At 54.2% G+C, this 18,733-nt stretch carries 13 protein-coding genes; 6 read left to right on the top strand and 7 right to left on the bottom strand.

Going from position 1 to position 18,733, the window contains the following annotated elements; genetic code table 11:
• Nucleotides 1–56: 56 nt before the first annotated feature.
• Nucleotides 57–1,565, bottom strand: a complete 1,509-nt coding sequence (gene cls, locus F1381_RS04865; RefSeq protein WP_151733693.1) for a cardiolipin synthase — start codon at nucleotides 1,563–1,565, stop codon at nucleotides 57–59.
• Between the two features lie 217 nt (nucleotides 1,566–1,782).
• Between cls and F1381_RS04860 the strand changes: the two genes are divergently transcribed.
• Both F1381_RS04860 and F1381_RS04855 read left to right on the top strand, forming a co-directional pair.
• Nucleotides 1,783–2,706 (top strand): TetR/AcrR family transcriptional regulator, encoded by a 924-nt coding sequence (locus tag F1381_RS04860; RefSeq protein WP_151733692.1) that lies wholly within the window; start codon nucleotides 1,783–1,785, stop codon nucleotides 2,704–2,706.
• 105 nt (nucleotides 2,707–2,811) lie between these two features.
• A complete protein-coding gene (locus F1381_RS04855; protein ID WP_151733691.1) occupies nucleotides 2,812–6,060 on the top strand; it encodes an efflux RND transporter permease subunit in 3,249 nt (1,082 codons plus the stop codon).
• 208 nt (nucleotides 6,061–6,268) lie between these two features.
• On the opposite strand, the gene F1381_RS04850 is transcribed toward F1381_RS04855, so the two are convergent.
• Nucleotides 6,269–6,964, bottom strand: coding sequence for a TorD/DmsD family molecular chaperone (locus F1381_RS04850; RefSeq protein WP_151733690.1), 696 nt, complete (start codon nucleotides 6,962–6,964; stop codon nucleotides 6,269–6,271).
• Nucleotides 6,965–7,289: 325 nt separating this feature from the next.
• Here F1381_RS04850 and moaA point away from each other — a divergent pair, with 325 nt between their 5' ends.
• Both moaA and F1381_RS04840 read left to right on the top strand, forming a co-directional pair.
• A complete protein-coding gene (moaA, locus tag F1381_RS04845; RefSeq protein WP_151733689.1) occupies nucleotides 7,290–8,291 on the top strand; it encodes a GTP 3',8-cyclase MoaA in 1,002 nt (333 codons plus the stop codon).
• A 545-nt stretch (nucleotides 8,292–8,836) separates the two neighbouring features.
• Complete coding sequence (locus F1381_RS04840) at nucleotides 8,837–9,511, top strand: hypothetical protein (RefSeq protein WP_151733688.1); 675 nt, start codon at nucleotides 8,837–8,839, stop codon at nucleotides 9,509–9,511.
• Here F1381_RS04840 and F1381_RS04835 read toward each other — a convergent pair.
• From F1381_RS04835 to F1381_RS04820, 4 genes are all read right to left on the bottom strand, one after another.
• Nucleotides 9,508–10,812, bottom strand: coding sequence for a helix-turn-helix domain-containing protein (locus tag F1381_RS04835; protein ID WP_151733687.1), 1,305 nt, complete (start codon nucleotides 10,810–10,812; stop codon nucleotides 9,508–9,510). The two genes, F1381_RS04840 and F1381_RS04835, sit on opposite strands and share 4 nt — an antisense overlap.
• A 47-nt stretch (nucleotides 10,813–10,859) precedes the next feature.
• The gene (locus F1381_RS04830) at nucleotides 10,860–12,170 is read right to left on the bottom strand and encodes a helix-turn-helix domain-containing protein (RefSeq protein WP_187355198.1); all 1,311 of its coding nucleotides are present in this window, start codon (nucleotides 12,168–12,170) and stop codon (nucleotides 10,860–10,862) included.
• A 344-nt stretch (nucleotides 12,171–12,514) separates the two neighbouring features.
• Nucleotides 12,515–13,903, bottom strand: coding sequence for a helix-turn-helix domain-containing protein (locus F1381_RS04825; RefSeq protein ID WP_343043385.1), 1,389 nt, complete (start codon nucleotides 13,901–13,903; stop codon nucleotides 12,515–12,517).
• Between the two features lie 132 nt (nucleotides 13,904–14,035).
• Nucleotides 14,036–14,653 carry a LysE/ArgO family amino acid transporter gene (locus tag F1381_RS04820; protein ID WP_151733685.1) on the bottom strand — a complete coding sequence of 206 codons (618 nt, stop codon included), beginning with the start codon at nucleotides 14,651–14,653 and terminating at the stop codon, nucleotides 14,036–14,038.
• Nucleotides 14,654–14,851: 198 nt separating this feature from the next.
• On the opposite strand from F1381_RS04820, the gene F1381_RS04815 reads away from it, so the two are divergent.
• Complete coding sequence (locus F1381_RS04815; protein ID WP_151733684.1) at nucleotides 14,852–16,342, top strand: aminotransferase-like domain-containing protein; 1,491 nt, start codon at nucleotides 14,852–14,854, stop codon at nucleotides 16,340–16,342.
• 290 nt (nucleotides 16,343–16,632) lie between these two features.
• Here F1381_RS04815 and mobA read toward each other — a convergent pair whose 3' ends face one another.
• On the bottom strand, nucleotides 16,633–17,250 hold the full coding sequence (gene mobA / locus F1381_RS04810) for a molybdenum cofactor guanylyltransferase (protein ID WP_187355197.1): 618 nt from the start codon (nucleotides 17,248–17,250) through the stop codon (nucleotides 16,633–16,635).
• A gap of 129 nt (nucleotides 17,251–17,379) precedes the next feature.
• Between mobA and F1381_RS04805 the strand changes: the two genes are divergently transcribed.
• Nucleotides 17,380–18,648 carry an MFS transporter gene (locus F1381_RS04805; protein ID WP_187355196.1) on the top strand — a complete coding sequence of 423 codons (1,269 nt, stop codon included), beginning with the start codon at nucleotides 17,380–17,382 and terminating at the stop codon, nucleotides 18,646–18,648.
• Nucleotides 18,649–18,733 lie beyond the last annotated feature (85 nt).

Below are 18,733 nucleotides of genomic sequence, written 5' to 3'. Positions count from 1 at the left end.
CTTGCCGATCGGTGCATACGGGCATAAGGCGTATGTACCGGGGGGGAACCCGCATGCTACAGCAGCGGAGACATCAGGCGGGCGGCCGATTCCAGCAGACGCTCGAGGAATTTTTTGTTCATGAAATTCTCATGCTCAATGACCCGGGTCGACAGCAGGTCCCGTTCAAAATCCGCCACGATCCGGGCGACGCTCTCCGTCTGCAGCAGCAGCGCATTGACTTCAAAGTTCAGGTGGAAGCTGCGCATGTCCATGTTGGCCGTGCCGATGGTGGCGACTTCGCCGTCTGTAATCAGCAGCTTGGAGTGGATGAAGCCCTTCTCGTACTCATAGATCTTCACACCCGCCTCCAGCAGCGACGGAAAATAGGAATGGGACGCCAGGAACGGAATCCATTTATCCGGCTTGGCCGGGAAGAGCAGCCTTACATCAAGCCCGGACATCGCTGCTGCGCGGATCGCCGTCAGGATATCCTCATCGGGAATAAAATAAGGGCTGGCGATCCAGACCGATTTCTGGGCGGAGGTAATCATGGAGAAGAAGATATTCTTCAGCGCCCGCCGCTCGTTGTCCGGTCCGCTCGCGATGATCTGCACCGCGCCGTCCCCGGTCGTAAACCGCAGCTGCGGGGAGAGATAGTCCTGCTCCAGAATCTTCTCGCCAGTCGTGTGCATCCAGTCCTGCAGGAAAATAATCTGCAGCGTCCGCACCGCTTCGCCCCGCAGCAGCATATGGGTGTCGCGCCAGAAGCCGTAAGTTTTGCTGCGGCTTAAGTACTCGTCCCCGACATTGAGACCGCCCATAAAGCCGACATCGCTGTCGATGACGACAATCTTGCGGTGATTGCGGTAGTTAACCCGGCTGGAGAAAAAGGATGTCGAATTGCCGTAGGCGGCAACCTGTACACCGGCATCGCTCATCTCCTTCAGGAAAGAATTGGCCAGCTGCATGCTGCCCACCGCGTCATACATGAATCTGACCTTGACCCCCGCCCGCGCTTTCTCGATCAGAATCTGCTGAATCCGCGTACCGATATGATCGGCCCGGAATATGTAATATTCCATGTGGATATGATGCTGGGCGCGCCGCAGCTCCAGCAGCAGCGTGCCGAAGGTCTCTTCCCCGTTGGTGAGAATCCGCGTCTCCGAGCTGAAGGAGATCGGGGAACGGGCAAGCTTCTGGGACAAGCCCAGCAGCTTCCGCTGCTCAGGGGTAAAGACCGACCAGTCCTGATGCATCCGCAGAGCATCGCTCTCGATCCGTTCATAGGCCTGGAGATCTCGCTCCGCCTTTTTGTCATACTTGCGTTTCTTGAATACGTTCTGTCCGAACAGGAAGTAAAAAATCAGGCCGAGCACGGGAATCAGCGCCAGCAGCAGAATCCAGGAAATGGTGGTCGAAGGGTTCCGGTTCTCCATAAATATCCCGAGTCCGATGGAGATTACTGTCAGCGTGGAGAAAATACTGATGATCGTGGCGACGGTGCTGCCGAATATGCCGAAACCGAAATAATAAAAGGCAATTAATGCCGCGATAATGACTAAAGCCTGCAGCCCTCTTCTCATAGATAACCTACCTTCTCTTTCTACCGTTCATCACTGAAAAGACACAATTATATATTACATGAGAAATCCGTTTCTTCCTACTGGTTCCCCGGCAAAATTAAGCGCTGCAGCCTGTAACCAAGACTGCTCCGCCCCGTATTTGTATTGGGCGCCCGGCTGTATTATAATCTTTTCTGACCATTTAGTCATTTCAAGAACTTATTGGTCAGAATAAGGAGTGGTTCCCATCGTTGCCGACAAAACCCATGACCGGAAAGAGCAAATTATCAAGACCGCCATGCAGCTATTCGCTGTCAAAGGCTCATCCTCCACCTCCATGCAGGAGATTGCCGAGCTCTGCGGAATATCCAAGGGCAGCCTGTATCTGGTGTTCAAATCCAAGGAAGAGCTGGAGAACAGCATTTATATATACTGCTTCCGCATGATCCGCGAGCCCCTTGAGCGCGAAGAGCAGGCCATCCGCAGAAGTCCGCGCGAGAAGCTGCGCAACCAGATTGAGATTCTGCTGGTCCATGTCTATGAGCTGCGCGAATTTCTGCAGCGCCAGATCCAGGATTATCTGGGTCAGGGCGTCACGCAGGCGCCGGATTGGCTGCGCAAGAGCAACGGACCGCTGCTGGGCCTGTTCCGGAGCAAGCTTGAGGAAATCTACGGCAAGGAAGCGCTGGCCTATACGGGCGATGTCGGGCTGCTGGCGTGGGGGATGCTTCACGCCAGTGTCATGGCCCTGTTCCAGCAGGAAACGCCGATCTCGATTCCCCGCCTGGCCGACTACCTGATGGATATGCTGGACATCGTCGTCTCCGGCTTGACAGCCCGGCGCCCGGAGCCGCTGTTCTCGGCAGTGATGATGGAATCCTGGCTGCTGAATCACGAGAGCAACGCACAGCAAAGCCCGCTGCAGCTGATCAAGGCGATGAAGACGCTGCTTGGCACGGCGGAAGCCGAGCCGGACCATGACGAGGAAGCTCTGGAGTCCCTGGACGTCATGGAGAATGAAATGCTGATGCCCCACCCCCGCAAAGCCATTATCAAAGGAATGCTTCTGAATCTCCGGGAGGTTCCGCTCCTGCAGAAGGAGCTGGCGGAATTGGAACGGCTGATTTCGCCTTACTTGCAGCAGGCCTGTTATTTCCGCTAGAAAGCGGAGACAGCCAAGAGAGAATAATTCGGATAGCAGTGACTAAAGCTCTGCATCTAAGCTGGTGGCCCATACATACGGCCAGAGAGGAGAAGAAACGTACTTATGAAAAGCCTGATTAATTTCTCACTGAAGAACAAGTTCGCAATCTGGCTGCTTACGGTCATTATCGTATTCGCAGGCTTATACAGCGGGCTGAACATGAAGCAGGAGACACTGCCTAATATCAGCATTCCTTATCTTAGCGTCACCACCGTATATCCGGGTGCCGCGCCGGAGGGCGTCGTCAACGACATCAGCAAGCCGATGGAGCAGACGCTGCGCAATGTCGACGGCGTCAAGACCGTCACGTCGATGTCGCTGGAGAACGCCTCAAGCCTTACCATCGAATTCGATTACGGCACTAATCTGGACAACGCCACCGCGGCTGTCCGGGAGGCCCTCAATGAGGTGGATCTTCCCGACGACGCGCAGAAGCCTTCGCTTTCCCGCTTCAGTCTGAGCTCCCTGCCGGTCATCTCGCTCAGCTTAACGGCGGACGGCAGCGAGGATCTGGAGGAGCTCACGCGCATCGCCGAGAATGACATCCGCCCTGAGCTGGAGGATGTTGAAGGCGTAGCCTCGGTGCAGATTTCCGGCCAGTATGTCAATGAAGTATCTCTGAAGTTTAACCCGGAGAAAATGAATCAATACGGACTGAGCGAAGATACCGTCAAGACACTCGTTCAGGCTAACTCCCTGCGCGTTCCGCTCGGCCTGTTCCAGCTGGAAGATGCGCAGAAGGCCGTAGTCGTGGACGGCAACGTGACCACGGTTGAAGACCTGAAGAATCTGAGCATTCCGGTCGTTCCTTCCGGCGCCGGAGCAGCAGGCGCTGCGGGTGCCGGTGCTGCGGGCGCTGCTGGAGCTGGTGCTGGCACTGCGGGTGCTGGTGCTGCCGGTGCCGCCGGGGCGACTGCCGGGGCTGGCGCTGCGGGTGCCGGTACGGCAGGTGCTGCAGATACTGGTGCTGCGGGCGTTGCCGGCGCAGAGGCTATGGCCGCTGCCGGGCTGCCGACCGTGAAGCTGGGTGACATTGCCGACATTGAAGTCATCGGCACCTCGGAGTCCATCTCGCGCACCAACGGCAAGGAATCCATCGGCATTCAGATCATCAAGGACAACGACGCCAATACGGTTGAAGTGGTTAACGGCGTCAAAGATGCCGTCAAGGAACTGAAGGAGCTGTACCCTTCCGCAAATATCGATGTCATGCTCGACCAGGGTAAGCCGATTGAAGACTCTGTCAGCACCATGCTGTCCAAGGCCGTCTTCGGCGCTTTGTTCGCCGTGCTGATCATTCTGCTGTTCCTGCGGAATATCCGCTCGACTATTATCTCGATTATCTCCATTCCGCTGTCACTGCTCATCGCCGTGCTGCTGCTGAAGCAGATGGACATCACGCTCAATATGATGACCCTCGGCGCCATGACCGTCGCGATCGGCCGTGTAGTCGACGACTCCATCGTCGTCATCGAGAACATCTACCGCCGGCTGTCCCTTTCCGGCGAGCAGCTGCGCGGACGCGAGCTGATCAGCGCCGCTACGCGCGAGATGTTCGTGCCGATCATGTCGTCGACGATCGTCACCATCGCCGTCTTCCTGCCGCTGGCCTTTGTCAGCGGGATGGTCGGCGAGCTGTTCCTGCCGTTTGCGCTGACGATGGTCTTCGCCCTGCTGGCGTCCCTCGTCGTCGCCATTACGCTTGTGCCGGCGCTGGCGCACTCGCTCTTCCGCAATGGACTCAAGAAGGGCAAGCAGACCCACGAAGACAAACCGGGCAAGCTGGCCGGCGGATACCAGCGCATTCTGAGCTGGACGCTGGACCATAAGCTGATTACCTTCGGCGCCGCAGTTCTCCTGCTCGTGGGCAGCCTGTTCCTGATCAAGCCGATCGGCGTCAGCTTCATGCCGGAGCAGGAAGAGAAGAACATTATCATGACCTTCTCGCCGCAGGCCGGCCAGACGAAGGAAGAGGTTCAGGAGCAAGCGCTCAAAGCCGAGCAGTACATTCTGGGCCAGGAGCATCTGGAGCAGCTGCAATACTCCATCGGCGGAGGCGGCATCATGGGAATGGGGTCCGGCAACTCCGGCCTGTTCTACCTGACCTATGAGAGCGATACGCCTGATTTTGAGACCGTCAAAGAAAATCTGATCGAAGGCCTGACCAAGGAAGTGCCTACCGGCGAATGGGGCGATATGTCCGGCCTGGCCGGGGGCGGCCTCGGCGGCAGCACGCTGACCGTCAATGTCTTCGGAGACACGCTGGAGCAGATCAAACCGGTAGCTGACGATATTCTGGCGATTGTCAACGAAGACACCGAGAACTTCAAGGATGCCGACACCAGCCTCTCCGAGTCTTACGAGCAGTACACCATCGTTGCCGATCAGGCAAAGCTCAGCTCACTGGGCCTGACCGCCGGACAAATTGCGATGAAGCTGGCTCCGGTGACCACCCGTCCGGTGCTCACAGAGGTTGACGTGGACGGCAAGAATTACAACGTCTATATTGAAGCCGACACCGAAACGTACAGCAGCATTGCAGAAATGGAGGCCGCCACGCTGACGTCCCCGCTGGGCATCACCGTGCCGATCGGTCAGGTGGCCAGCATCGAGAAGGGCTCTTCGCCGGATACCATTACCCGGATCGACGGCAAGATGACCGTTGATGTGACCGCAGATATTACTGCCAGCGACGTGAACAGCGCCTCCAACCAGGTAAAAGAAAAAATCGATGCCATGGACCTGCCGGAAGGCGTCACTGTCTCCTTCGGCGGGGTGACAGAGCAAATCAATGAAACCTTCGGCCAGCTCGGAGTAGCCATGGCGGCTGCCGTCGCCATCGTATACTTCGTACTCGTCGTAACCTTTGGCGGCGGTCTTGCCCCGTTTGCCATCCTGTTCTCGCTGCCGTTCACAGTAATCGGTGCACTTGTCGCGCTGCTCCTGGCCGGCGAGACGCTGAACGTCTCGGCGCTGATGGGCGCCCTGATGCTGATCGGTATCGTCGTCACCAATGCGATCGTGCTGATCGACCGGGTCATTCACAAGGAGAACGAAGGCATGCCGACCCGGCAGGCGCTGCTGGAAGCCGGAGCAACCCGTCTTCGTCCGATCCTGATGACGGCCCTCGCCACCATCGGCGCGCTGCTGCCGCTGGTTACCGGCCTGGAGAACAGTGCGGGTATCATCTCCAAGGGCCTCGGCGTTACCGTAATCGGCGGTCTGGTCAGCTCCACCCTGCTGACGCTGGTCGTTGTGCCGATTGTGTATGAGTTCCTGATGAAGTTCCGCAAGAACAAGACGGTAGAATAAGCAACAGGTACACCAAAGGGGGTGTTCCAAGCGCCGGGCAATGGCTGCTTGGAACACCCCCTTTTCCATGGGAATATCAATTGACGAGATATAAGAATCGTTCATGCAGTTGAGTGAGAACGGCTCTTTCAAGATTTCAGTACTTGCAGTAACCCTTACCTCCAGCTCATTACTGTCCGCTTAAAGAACCCACCGCTTGCCCTTCCGCTTACACTATCGCTGCCGCGCCGCTCTCCAGCGCTCCCTTGAACTCGCGCAGCATCTTCAGGTCGTACGGCAGGAACTCCTCCAGCATACGGCTGAGTCCAAGATACAGCGGGCTTTCGGTAGCCGCATTCAGGCGTTCGCAGAACTGCGGCGTCCACTTCAGCAGATGCTCCTCCAGGAACTTCTCCTGAATCTCCAGCAGCTGCAGGGCGCTGCGCGCCGAGAAGCTGTTGTACAGCATCCGTTCATGCAGTACAGCCATGAATTCCAGCTCAATCGCAATATGGTCATCGGCTTCGCCGCGGCATTTCTTAAAGACTACCCCTGCCGATGCATACACATCGGACAGCACGTTGCAGAACGCTTCCTCCCTGCCAAGCTGCGCCGCTTCCCGGGTGACGAAGGCACTGGATGAACGCTGGCTCATCAGCCTTGTGTACTCCTGACTCTCTTTCTCGCAAATCCCCGGCAGCATCGCAGGCTCCTGGCTGCACAGATACCGCTTCAGCTCGCGTCCGCCTTCCGTCATCTCCGCCGCGACACTCATCTGCGGATTGCGGCTCCACTGGGCGACCAGCGAAAGCGTCGGCTTTCTTCCGTAGAAATCAACCAGCAGCTGATATATTAGTCCCCGACTTTCCAGCCAACGGTTGAACGTTTCCGGCACGACAAGCGGTGGGACAGTTGATATGGTCATTTTGCAAATCCTCCCTATTGAATTGACCGGGCGTTATATTCCTGCAGAGTGCAGTCGCGCATATCCGGCCTCATAGCTGTTCTCTTCGCAAAAGTGAGCGGTGAATCCATCATTCTTTCCGCACTCCCATTATATCGGAAAAATAAAGCGCTTTCGGTGAGCATTCTTTGACCATTGCCGCAAACCGTCACAATTCTGTTAAATATAGCCTTTCGCAACCCCGCCGGCTCACCATATGATAAAGGTTGCCTTGCCTTGTTGACGTAGAATCAGGCAATCTTTAAAATTTGAGTTAAACCAAGACGACAAAAAAGGGGGCAACGCCATGGAACCGTTGACGGACCCATTTGGAAGACTGCATGATTATCTCCGCATCTCGGTGACAGACCGCTGCAACCTGCGCTGCATTTATTGTATGCCTGCGGAGGGAATGCAATTCCAGCCGCAGGACGAGATTATGAGCTACGAGGAGATCACCGCTGTGGTCCGTGCGCTGGCTCCGCTGGGGCTGCGCAAAGTACGGCTCACCGGCGGCGAGCCGCTGGTCCGCAAGGATCTGGAGAAGCTGGTCGCCATGCTGGCGGATATTCCCGGTATCGAAGATTTGTCGCTTACCACGAACGGACTGCTGCTCCCGGCCAAGGCCGCCGCTCTGCGGGAAGCCGGTCTGTCCCGGGTGAACATCAGCCTGGATTCGCTGCGCCAGGACCGCTTCGAACGGATTACCCGCGGCGGCGAAGTCGCCAAGGTGCTGAAGGGAATTGAAGCCGCCCAGGCAGCGGGCTTGTCGCCGATCAAGCTGAATGTGGTGCTGATGAAAGGCATCAACGACGATGAGATTCAAGACTTCATCTCATTGACCATAAACAGTCCGCTGAATGTGCGGTTCATCGAATATATGCCGATCGGCAGCGCCAGCGATGCCTGGAGGCAGACTTACCTGCCGCTGGAGCGTGTAGTCGCCGCTTGCACGGAAGCCGGGTGGGAAACCGAGGAAGCCGATATGCCCTCCGGCAACGGCCCCTCCCAGAACCGCCGCGTAACCGGCGCCAAAGGCACCTTCGGGCTGATCCATCCGGTCAGCGAGCATTTCTGCGACAACTGCAACCGGCTGCGGCTCACCGCCGACGGCCATATCAAAGCCTGCCTGTACTGGGAGGACGAATATAATGTCCGCCCGCTGACCGGCGATCCGGCGGCTGTGCAGGCCCTGTTCCGCCAGGCGCTCGGCAACAAGCCGCACAACCATGAAATGGCGCTCGCCCTTGAGCGCAAGCAGCAAAGCCACACCCCGACCAAACGCCGCATGTCCCAAATCGGCGGATAGCTGCGGGGTGGCACCCTAGTTAAGCGGCCGCACCTGCCCGGCAACGGGCGGTGCGGCCGTTTTTCATGTCTATCATGGTATTGAGAATTTATGGAAGTGTGGTAAACTTGGGGCGCTGGCTCTACTGGCCAACTCCACCTCTTAAGAGGTGCGCCGTTCCAGAATCCCAAACGAAGAGGTGGACCTTTGCAGCTCATAGTCTTCTATTTTGCAATGTTTCTGATGCCCATCATAGCTTTCTCTTTTATGTACTGTGTGCTCGATCTATTTACAAAAGGTAAGTATGCCGGGCAAAAATTTCTCGCCTCCGTTCTATTTGCACTTTTTGCCTGGACGATATCGGCGTCGCAAGTCTTAAATTTCCAGTGAGCCTGTTCCCTATGCGGAGCGATCAACAAAGCCGCCGGACTTTCCGGCGGCTTGTTATGTAAAATTATATAAACTAAATGTAAATTTTGTCAAAATCTATTGTTGCTCCGGACTGTGGATTGTATGCTTTGGGTGGGTGGGAAAACTTGGTTATCCACCCAGAAGGAGAACTTTTGATGAAATTCCGCAAATATGGGTTCCTTAGCTGTGCCGGCGTGCTGGCCGTTATGTTCTGCCTTTCACTGACCGTTGTCCATGCCCAATCCAAGACGGTGGCAACGCTGGAACGTAAACTTGAGATTCTGGAAAAAGTCCAAATCCCGGGCAGCTACACCCGCCTGCTGATTGGAAAATTGGAGGCGGATTGGCCTAAACTGTTCACGGCAAGAAGCGTTGACGATCTTTTTAACAAGTATGCATTTATGACCTGGTACATCGACGATCAGGCAAGATCACGGTTAAAGGCGCAGCTTAATGATCATGCCTACTATCTGGAGTATGAACAGCTTCTCAAAGCCGGTCTGCTGCCGGCCAAGAAAGTGAATTTGAAGAATGTAAATATCGACTCCTACTCCGGTGATATCATTGCCGTCTCAGGGACCTACGATGTAACGCTCCGGGATGGAACCGCCAGGACATTTAACGTGACGCTACAAGCCGGGAATGAGTCCTTCAGCTATTTCTCTCCGCAGTTCAACATAGAAGAGGGACAAGGGATCGAAACGGCTTCAGCGGAAGAGGAACTGGAGCTGCAATATCAATTCCAGCTGATTAACAGCATAGATACCTACCGCAAGTTATCCAGAGAGCAGCTTTACTTCCTGTTTGATTTGGGGGAGGATGTCCGCTAAAATTCCACCTCAAACTCCACCGACAGCTTCCCCTTGATCACATTGCGCCCAGCATCGAAGGTCGCCGTCAACTCCGCTCCGGCCAGGCTGATTTCATCCAAGTCGATGTGCTTGCGGGTCAGGTAGTATTTGGCGAGTTCGTTTTGGAAGCGGGTGTAGCTGCTGTCCTGAATCTGCTTATTGCGTTTAGTGAACACACTGTAGTAATCCCGGTTAGGGATATAGTCGGAGAACCGCTCAATGATATGATCCACGTTCCAGTGGTAGCGGTTGGCGGTTTCGACGATTTTAAATAGCGCGGTAAAAATCTCATTCTCCTGCGTTGAAACGTATTCTACATATTCCTCCAACACTTCGATCTGCCCGTCCTGAAGACGGTATAGGTATGTATTGGCTTTGCCCCATTCTTGGAATTGCTTAATAGTCAGCTGCGCCTCTTCATCCTTCTCGCGGATCCAGCTGAAATCAGTATAGTTAGGAATAAGTCGAAGTGCGGTCTTGTAATCCCCCATGTTCTCATAAATAGCGGAAATCATAAGTTCAGCATACAAAATATACTTATAAACCGCCTTCTTGTTCGACTCACCACTTTTGTCTCTTTGGTGGTACTGCTTCTTAAGTAGTTCATACTGGATCTTTGCGAGCTTCAACATTTTGTTAGCAAATTGATTGGCTTTATCCCACTGACCTAATGCCGAGTAAGTATTCAATAAATATTTTAAAGCATCTAGTTGATACACTTCCTCCAACCGATCGACATAAGGCTCAAACAAGGCAGCCTGAATCAGATTCTGTTTGGGATCATCGCCAGTATTTATCGTAAACAGCCGGAACTTACACAGTGCCAGCCGTTCGGAATGCTGGAATTTCTCGCTTAAAGCCACATTCTCATATAAAATTGCTGCCGCCTGCCATTTCTTCTGCTCAAACAATTCCTCCGCCAGCTCAAACAGCATGGGGGCGTAATTCAGATCATCCAGCAACCCTTCCACCAGCCGCTCAATACAGTCCATTCGATCCAGATCAGCACAGCGTTCTATAAAAGGGCGGATACGCCGCCACGTTGGTGCGAAGGTATACAGACATTCAACCACATATTTTTCGTAGAAATAATCCTCGGCAAGTCCCAGGGTCTTCGTCACTTTCTCCAAATGATTCATAGCAAACGCCTGCTCGCCTTTCATCACACGGTTGAGCGTGCCGGAATGGACGCCGGTAATTTCAGCAAATTTATTAATTGTAATGTCTTTCTTAGACATGTAGGCGAACAGTTCATCGCGGATAGTGGCTGTTTGCTCCATAGTGAATTCCACCTCTTTTCGCTGGTTTAACAGGCTGTAAAGTTAATTTAAAACTCCACTTCAAACTCCACTGATAACTTACCCTTGATTATATTGCGCTCTGGATCAAAAGTGGCCGACAGGTCAGTTCCGCTTATATTAATATCGCTCTTTTCTATGTGCTTGTGGGTAAGGTAGTATTTGGCGAGTTCGTTTTGGAAGCGGGTGTAGTAATCGTCATAGACTTGTTTGTTACGTTTAGTGAATGGATCAATATGTTCATGATACGGAATAGACGAAGAGAACCGTTCAATGATGTGATCCACGTCCCAATGATAACGATTGGCAGATTCAAGAATACGAAAAAGAGCAATAAAAATCTCATTCTCTTTAGCGGATACATACTCGGCATATTCTTCCACTACATCCCGTTGACCATCCAGAACACGATAGAGGTATGTATTTGCTTTACCCCATTCTTGAAACTGGGTTATCACACGTTTTGCTTCCTGATTATTTTCCTTAATCCATCTTGCATCTGTATAATGTTGAACTAGACTCAGCGCCGTCGTATAATCACCTTTTTCTTCAAAAGCAGTGGAACGAGAGAGGTTTGCATATAAAATGTAACGGTACAATGGTTTTCTTGGACCTTTGCTGTCCTTCCTAGGTGAATTTGTTCTACCATCAGACCGATATTGCATTTCGTAGAGTGTTGTGGCCAGATGTAGTATCTCTTGTGCGAGTGTATCTACCTTATCCCAATCATGTAATGAAGCATATACGTGGACTAAGCTCTCTAAAGCATCTAATCTATTAAATTCATCTAGCCGTTCTGCATATGGCTCAAAAAGAGCAGCTTCAATAAAATTACGCTCCCGGTCATCCCCGATTGAAATGGTAAACAGACGGAATTTGCATAGTGCTAGCCGCTCGGAGTTCTGGAGTCTTTCGGATAAGGCCACATTCTCATAAAGAACGGCTGCCGCTTTCCAATACTTTTGATCGAAAAGCTCCTCTGCCAGCTCAAACAGCATAGATGCATAAGCTAAATCATCCAATAAGCCCTCGACGAGTTGCCTTATACAGTCCACGCGCCCTGCTTCAGCACAGCGCTGGATGAAAGGACGAATACGTCGCCAGGTAGGTGCAAATAAGTAAAGGCACTCATCAACATAACTATCGTAGAAATAGTCTTTTTCAAGTCCAAGTGTTGCTGTAACCTTATCTAAATGTCCCATATTGAAGGCTTGTTGGCCTTTTATGATGCGGGTAAGTGTGGCGGAGTGGATGCCGGATCGTTCAGCGAATTTGTTGATGGTGATGTTGTTTTCAGATATATATGTTGCGATTACATCGCGGATTGTGGAAAGAGGCAAGGAGGTCACCTTCTTATCTATTTGTGGATAATAATAGGCTGATTGCTTACCATGATTCCAATTATCCTGCTAACAATGGGTTAAATGTAAGTCAATCGGTATAAATATTATTTTATCTATTAATGTAAAAATATAGAATGTTCTACTTACCACATAACCTCTCTGATTAACGGATAGCCAAATTTTATGCACAAAAAAAACGTCCCAAGGACGCTCTTTTTGTTAATCAAGAAAAACTTTAATAACCTCCACCGCCATGCCCAAGTGGTTGAATTGTAATAAAATCAGACTGAGCGGCATTATCAGATACGATATTTGATGGCGTAAGCAGCATAAGAAACAAACTAACAAAGGCTAGAAGTGATAGTATCCTTTTTCTTTTCATTGTTGTTGTACACCTCACTGATTAATGTTTTGTACTGCTTTATTTCGTCTTCACTGGCATTAATGCGATATTGCTCGAATAAATTCACGCATTTTATAATATTATCTTTAAAATTTATTTTACATGAAAATTCCAACCCTTTAAACAAGTATTGGATGCCTCTATACTCATTACGTTCCAAATAATAAATAGCTATTTCTATTAGGAAAACGGCATACTGATCAGCAGCCATTTGCTGGTTAACTGGAGTAGAGTATTCCTGATATGAAAAGTTTACTCCGAAACGGTCCAATATATGATCCACATTCCAACGATATCTATTGGCCGATTCGACTATTTTATATACTGCAAAGAAGATTTCATCATCCTTAGTTGAAATATATTCAACGTACTCGTCAAGTATTTCTTTCTGTCCATCCAAAACCCGATATAAATAAGTATTTGCGGTAGCCCATTCCTGAAACATAAAAATTGTTTCTTTGGCTTCCTGGTCCTGTTCCTTTATCCAAGCTCCATCGGCATACTTTGAAACATAATATAGTGCCGTTGAATAATCCCTACGATCCTCATAAACTAAGGAGCGCAAAAGATAAGAATAAAGTATGTATCCATATAATGGCCTTGATGTTTTTCGCTGTTCCTCTCTCTTCTTTCCCGAATGAGAGAATAAGTCATATTGCAGCGAGGCAAGACGATGTAATGTTTTACTTATATCCTCCACCTTATCCCACTGATGCAACGATGAGAAGACATGGGCAAGATCCTTAAGAGCATCCAGCTGATCCATCTCATCCAGCTTATACACATAACACTCGAACAGAATCGCCGCGCGCAGGTTCTTGTTCTGGTCCTCACCGAGGGCGATCTTGAAGAGCCGGTACTGGCAAATGGCCAGCCGCTCCGAGTATTGGTACTTCTCGCTGGCGCTCACATTCTCATATAAAAGCGCTGCCGCTTGCCATTGGCCGAGCTGGAACAGCTCCTCCGCTGTGTCGAACAGCATGGGCGCGTAAGTGAGATTATCCAGAAGGGTCTGTACAATGCGCTCGATGCAGTCCAGCCGGTTCAGCGCCGCGCAGCTCATAATGAAAGGCCGGAGTCTCCGCCACGTAGGAACGGAATAATAGAGGCATTCATCCACATAGAGGCTGAAGAAGAAATCCTGCGGCTTCCCCATTCCCTCCGTAATCAGCTCCAGATGACTCATCGCAATCGACTGCTGGCCGGTAATAATCCGGCTTAGGGTCCCGGAGTTGATGCCGGAGCGGACCGCAAACTGGTTGATCGACATGCATTGCTCCGCTAAGTACGCCGCCAATTGATCCCGAATCATCGTCTTATGTTCCACGGAAAATCATCCTTCCTAATACCCATCTACTAGGAATTTACAGTTATAAATGCAATAGTAAGTGATAATATTCCAATGGTCAATAGAGATTCATTGAACAATCTGTAGCGGCAAAGCACTATTACCTCTTATCTATAACATGGACTCCCATAATTGAACACCCATATACAGTGCAATTCCCCAAATCAGTACAGCCGAAGCCCGGTTGAGCCAGCCGATGAACCATCCCGCCTTATCCAGCCTGCCGAGCATTCTGCCCGCCGCCGCAAGGCCCAGGAACCATATCCACGACACTCCCGCAGCCGCACCGGCAAACACCCAGCGCGCGAGGCCGCTATACTGCAGCGAATTGGTACCGATCACCCCCAAAGTGTCCAGCAGTGCGTGAGGATTCAGCAGAGATACCGACAAGGCATAGCCTACCTGCCCTCTACGTGTGAAACGTTTGGCTTCTCCCTGAGCCGGAGCGGACGCATGCCAGATACTCCAGCCCATATAACCCAGAAACACCACACCGGCGGCATACACAATAGCCGTCAGCCATTCCAGTGACAGGAGGACCAGCGACAAACCGCCGACCGCCGTCCCTATAAGCAGTGTATCACATAATGAGGCGGTCAGGATAACCGGCAGCGCTTGGCGAAATTGTGAATGCAGCGCCCCCTGGTTGAACACGAATATATTCTGCACCCCCAGCGGCAAAATCAGCCCCAAGGCCAGCACAATCCCATGAACAATTGCTTCCGTCATCGTCTGCTACTCCTCTCGGATCGTCGTGGTTAAGATGGTTTCCATCATACGATTAATCCGCGCGGCAGTCACCAGCCAAGTTCCTTTGCGGCACCCAACCAAATGGGACGGCCGGCGAAACCATGGTATACTCTTGAGCATACTATGACTGTGACGTGACATTCAGATGACTATTATAAAAAAAGAAGGTTGAGCTCTATGCATCCGTCCCCGGAACATGTTCATTCCCCTCTCACCGCTGCAGGCGGTGACTGGAGGCCCGACTCCGCTTCACCGGTGCCGCTCTATCAGCAAATATATAACCATTTGCTGCACAATATCAGCGGCGGCGCCTGGCCCCCCGGCACGCGGCTCCCGCCGCAGCGCGAGCTGTGCCGCCGCTACGGGGTGAACCGCAGCACGGTTGCCGCTGCACTCGGCCAGCTGTCGGCCCTCGGGCTGCTGGAGGGCCGCAAGGGCGGCGGTACTTTTGTCGCCGCCGCCCCTGTACCCGGGGCCACAGCCGAGACCGGCGGCTGGGCCGGGTATGTGGAGGAGGGCAGCCATTACCCGAATCTGCCCGGTATTCAGGCGATCAACCGGCTGGAGTTCACAGCCGGTCTGATCCGTCTCGGCACCGGCGAGCCTGCGCCGGAGCTGCTGCCCGCAGAGCGGCTGCGCAGCGTGCTCGGCGGCCTTGCGGCAGGGCCGCTGCCGCCGCTCTCCTACGAGCAGCCGCTCGGGAGCCTGCGGCTGCGCCGGGCGCTCAGCGGCGCGCTGCAAGCCCAGGGAATCGAGGCCGGGCCGGACTCGATTCTGATCACGTCCGGGGCGCTGCAGGGCCTGCAGCTCATCGCCCTCGGACTGCTGCCGCGCGGCTCCACCATTCTGCTGGAGAAGCCGTCCTATCTCTACTCCATTCACGCCTTCCAGTCGGCGGGCGTGAAGTTCAGCGGCCTGCCCATGGATGCGGGCGGGCTGCTGACGGACAGGCTGGCGGCCGTGGCGGGGCGCAGCCGCGCCGCCATGCTCTACACCATCCCCAGCTTCCATAACCCCACCGGCATCCTGATGGATGCCGGGCGGCGCCGGAAGCTGATGGAGGTGACATCACAGCTCGGGTTGCCCATCCTGGAGGATGGGGCGTATCAGGAGCTGTGGCTCGATGCTCCCCCGCCGCCACCCTTGAAGGCGCTGGATACGGACGGCAGGGTGCTGCATCTGGGCACCCTGTCGAAGGCGGCCAGCCCCGGCCTGCGCATCGGCTGGATCGTAGGGCCGGAGCCGGTGGTGCGGCGGCTGGCCGACATCAAGATGCAGACCGATTACGGCGCCAGCTCCCTCTCCCAGCTGGCGGCGGCGCAGTGGCTGGAGGGTGGCCACCACGCCGAGCATCTGGAGACGCTGCGGGAGCGGCTGCGCGGACGGCGCAGGCTCCTGCTGCAGCTGCTGGACACGCATCTGTCCGGCCTGGCGGACTGGAGCATCCCCGCCGGCGGCTTCTATGTATGGACCGCCCTGCGCGGGCAGATTCCGCTGCGGCGGCTGTTCGCCGATGCTTTAAGCGCCGGTCTGCTGCTCAACACCGGCGATTTGTACGACCGCAGCGACAACAGGCATCTGCGGCTGTCCTACGCCTACGCTTCCCCCGCCGAGCTGGAACGCGGGATTCCCAGGCTGGCGGAGATCATCCGCAGACAGATAGGGTAAGCAGGAAGCGGCGAGGCAGCAGCTTGCTCCGGGTCCGAACGCCATTGCCCCTTCATCTTGCGCATTCTAAGTGGATTTTGACCAACTATTTCAGCGTTTTATTGGATAATTGCAGGCCTAGTTGGATTTCCGCCATCTAATTTGAACGCTGTCAGCTACAACCGCCCCGTTTACAGGTGACAACAGATATTTAGTTTGCGGTTCTCCATCTATTTACCGGAATCGGCCCATTTCTCCGGGATTAGTTGGCTAATTTCCAATTAAACCGCCTGACGGGGGTCTGCCCATGCTCAATGGCCCGCTTCCTCCAGCCTCCGGCGGGCGGCCGCGAAATCCTCCGGCGTGTTCACATTCAGCAGCGCCGCCGCGAAGGCCTGCCGGTCACCCGGATAGTCGCTTTCCCGGAAATAGCGTACTGTAATACCTGCCAGCCAGTCCATGACCCGCAGCTGCCCGTTCTCCAGCGCCGCCGTAAGTCTGGGCAGCACGCTGCGGTGGTACAGACCGGCTAGCGGCTGCACCCTGCCGTCCTCACCTGCCGGAATGACGGCCTGCAGCCCGGCCTCTGCTGCGGCAAACTCACTCATCCGGCGCAGCAGCGCCTCCGGCACAAGCGGGAGGTCGCAGGCCAGGACAGCCGTCCATTCCGTGGGCGAAGCGGTCAAGGCGGCGTGCAGTCCGGCCAGCGGCCCCAGGCCCGGATAATGGTCCGGTAGCTGCGGCAGGCCCAGGAAGCGGTAGCCTTCCCGCAGCTCCGGCCCGCAGGCAATCACGACCGTGTCGGCGATCCGCGACAGGACGCCGGAGCAGAGCTCCAGCAGCGGCCGCTCTCCGGCCTTAAGCAGTGCTTTATCCGACCCCATCCGCCGCGAGGCTCCCCCGGCCAAAATAGCGCCCGTTATCTTCATCTTTGCGCCCCTCTTTCCCATTGATTTGTTGATTTCCGCAAAAGTTGGTTTGTATCCCTTTACAACAAATGATACAGTGAAGAAAGCAGGCAGGTTTAGCTACAGACATTGCGGACATTACTGGATGAAATGCACGGCATCTGGCAGAAAGGAGTGCCTAATTTGCAGGCGGACCTTGATAAGCAGCCTTCTTTTACTTCACTGAAATGGTTCAACTTCTTCGTCTATGGCACAGTCGTACTCTTTACCACCTTCTTTCCGCTTTATCTGCAGGATGTCGGAATGAACAAGCTTGAGATCGGGGGTGTGATGTCGGTCGGGGCCTTGGTCTCCATCATCGCCAACCCGTTCTGGGGCATCTGGAGCGACCGCTATCAGAATCTGCCCCGGATCGTACTGATTATGCTCACAGGCACCCTGGCATTATCGCAGCTGGTGTTTCAGGCCAATACATACGAGATGGTATACGTGTCCATCCTCTTGTTCTACTTCTTTCAGGGGCCGCTGTTCGCGCAGAGCAACACCCTGATTCTAAGCTATATCGAGGGAACCCGCCACGGCTTCAATTCATTCCGGGTGTGGGGCTCGCTCGGCTGGGCGCTGACGGCGGTCACCGCCGGTCCGGTTATCCAGTGGGCTGGCGTGTCCGTGCTCTCTTATCTGTTCGCGGCCCTTCTCTGCGCATCCATGCTGGCACTGGTGGCACTGCCCCGGCTGAAAGCCTCCATCGGAACCGCTCCGCTGCCGTTCCGGGGGCTGCAGCAGCATTTTCACCATCCGTTCTTTCTGTGCTTCATCTTCTTCGGGATGCTTGTGGCCTTGCCCAACACGATGAATAACACCTTCGTCTCACTATATATCACGGAGCTTGGCGGCAGCAAATCGGTCATCGGCCTCGCAGTGTTCCTCTCCTCGATTCTCGAGTACGGCGTATTGCTGCTGTGCGGGCGTTACCTGAAGCGCCGGATTTCCGTGCTGCTCGGCTGGCTGGCGCTGGTCAGCGCGCTGTTCGTGCTCCGCTGGTGGCTGATGGCCGGTGCGACCACGCCGCTCAGCGTCGCCTTCATTCAGATTCTGCACTGCATTACCTTCGGCGGCTTCTTTTATGTCGGCACACAGCTGACGATGCTGCTCGTCCCCCGGCCGTACCGCTCTTCGGGACAAGCCCTGTACACCCTGTGCTGGAGCGGCGTGTCCGGCATTCTCGGCGGGATTCTCGGCGGCTGGCTGTATCAGTATCTGGGCGCGCAGAATATGTATCTCTCCGCAGGCTTCCTCACCCTGATCGGCACCCTCGGCTTTGCCTTCATGTGGCTGTTCGTCAGCCGGGGCAGCTACCATCCGCCGTCCGAGCAGGAGGAAGACGTACTGCAGCGGGAAGGGGAATATTCCCGCTGAGCGTATAAACCAAACAGGCTTGGCTCCTTCCGGAAGGGAAGGAGCCAAGCCTTATTTGCATTAACAGTAGAACCGGTTACTTTGC

Source organism: Paenibacillus tengchongensis, from assembly GCF_008973665.1.
Classification (GTDB): domain Bacteria; phylum Bacillota; class Bacilli; order Paenibacillales; family Paenibacillaceae; genus Paenibacillus_AQ; species Paenibacillus_AQ tengchongensis.
This window is presented reverse-complemented; position numbering and strand designations above follow the sequence as displayed.

Bases quoted from the DNA above. Each gene is read 5' to 3' on its own strand.
- cls (WP_151733693.1), bottom strand. From the start codon at position 1,565: ATGAGAAGAGGGCTGCAGGCTTTAGTCATTATCGCGGCATTAATTGCC.
- F1381_RS04855 (WP_151733691.1), top strand. From the start codon at position 2,812: ATGAAAAGCCTGATTAATTTCTCACTGAAGAACAAGTTCGCAATCTGG.
- F1381_RS04850 (WP_151733690.1), bottom strand. From the start codon at position 6,964: ATGACCATATCAACTGTCCCACCGCTTGTCGTGCCGGAAACGTTCAAC.
- moaA (WP_151733689.1), top strand. From the start codon at position 7,290: ATGGAACCGTTGACGGACCCATTTGGAAGACTGCATGATTATCTCCGC.
- F1381_RS04840 (WP_151733688.1), top strand. From the start codon at position 8,837: ATGAAATTCCGCAAATATGGGTTCCTTAGCTGTGCCGGCGTGCTGGCC.
- F1381_RS04835 (WP_151733687.1), bottom strand. From the start codon at position 10,812: ATGGAGCAAACAGCCACTATCCGCGATGAACTGTTCGCCTACATGTCT.
- F1381_RS04820 (WP_151733685.1), bottom strand. From the start codon at position 14,653: ATGACGGAAGCAATTGTTCATGGGATTGTGCTGGCCTTGGGGCTGATT.
- F1381_RS04815 (WP_151733684.1), top strand. From the start codon at position 14,852: ATGCATCCGTCCCCGGAACATGTTCATTCCCCTCTCACCGCTGCAGGC.
- mobA (WP_187355197.1), bottom strand. From the start codon at position 17,250: ATGAAGATAACGGGCGCTATTTTGGCCGGGGGAGCCTCGCGGCGGATG.
- F1381_RS04805 (WP_187355196.1), top strand. From the start codon at position 17,380: ATGCACGGCATCTGGCAGAAAGGAGTGCCTAATTTGCAGGCGGACCTT.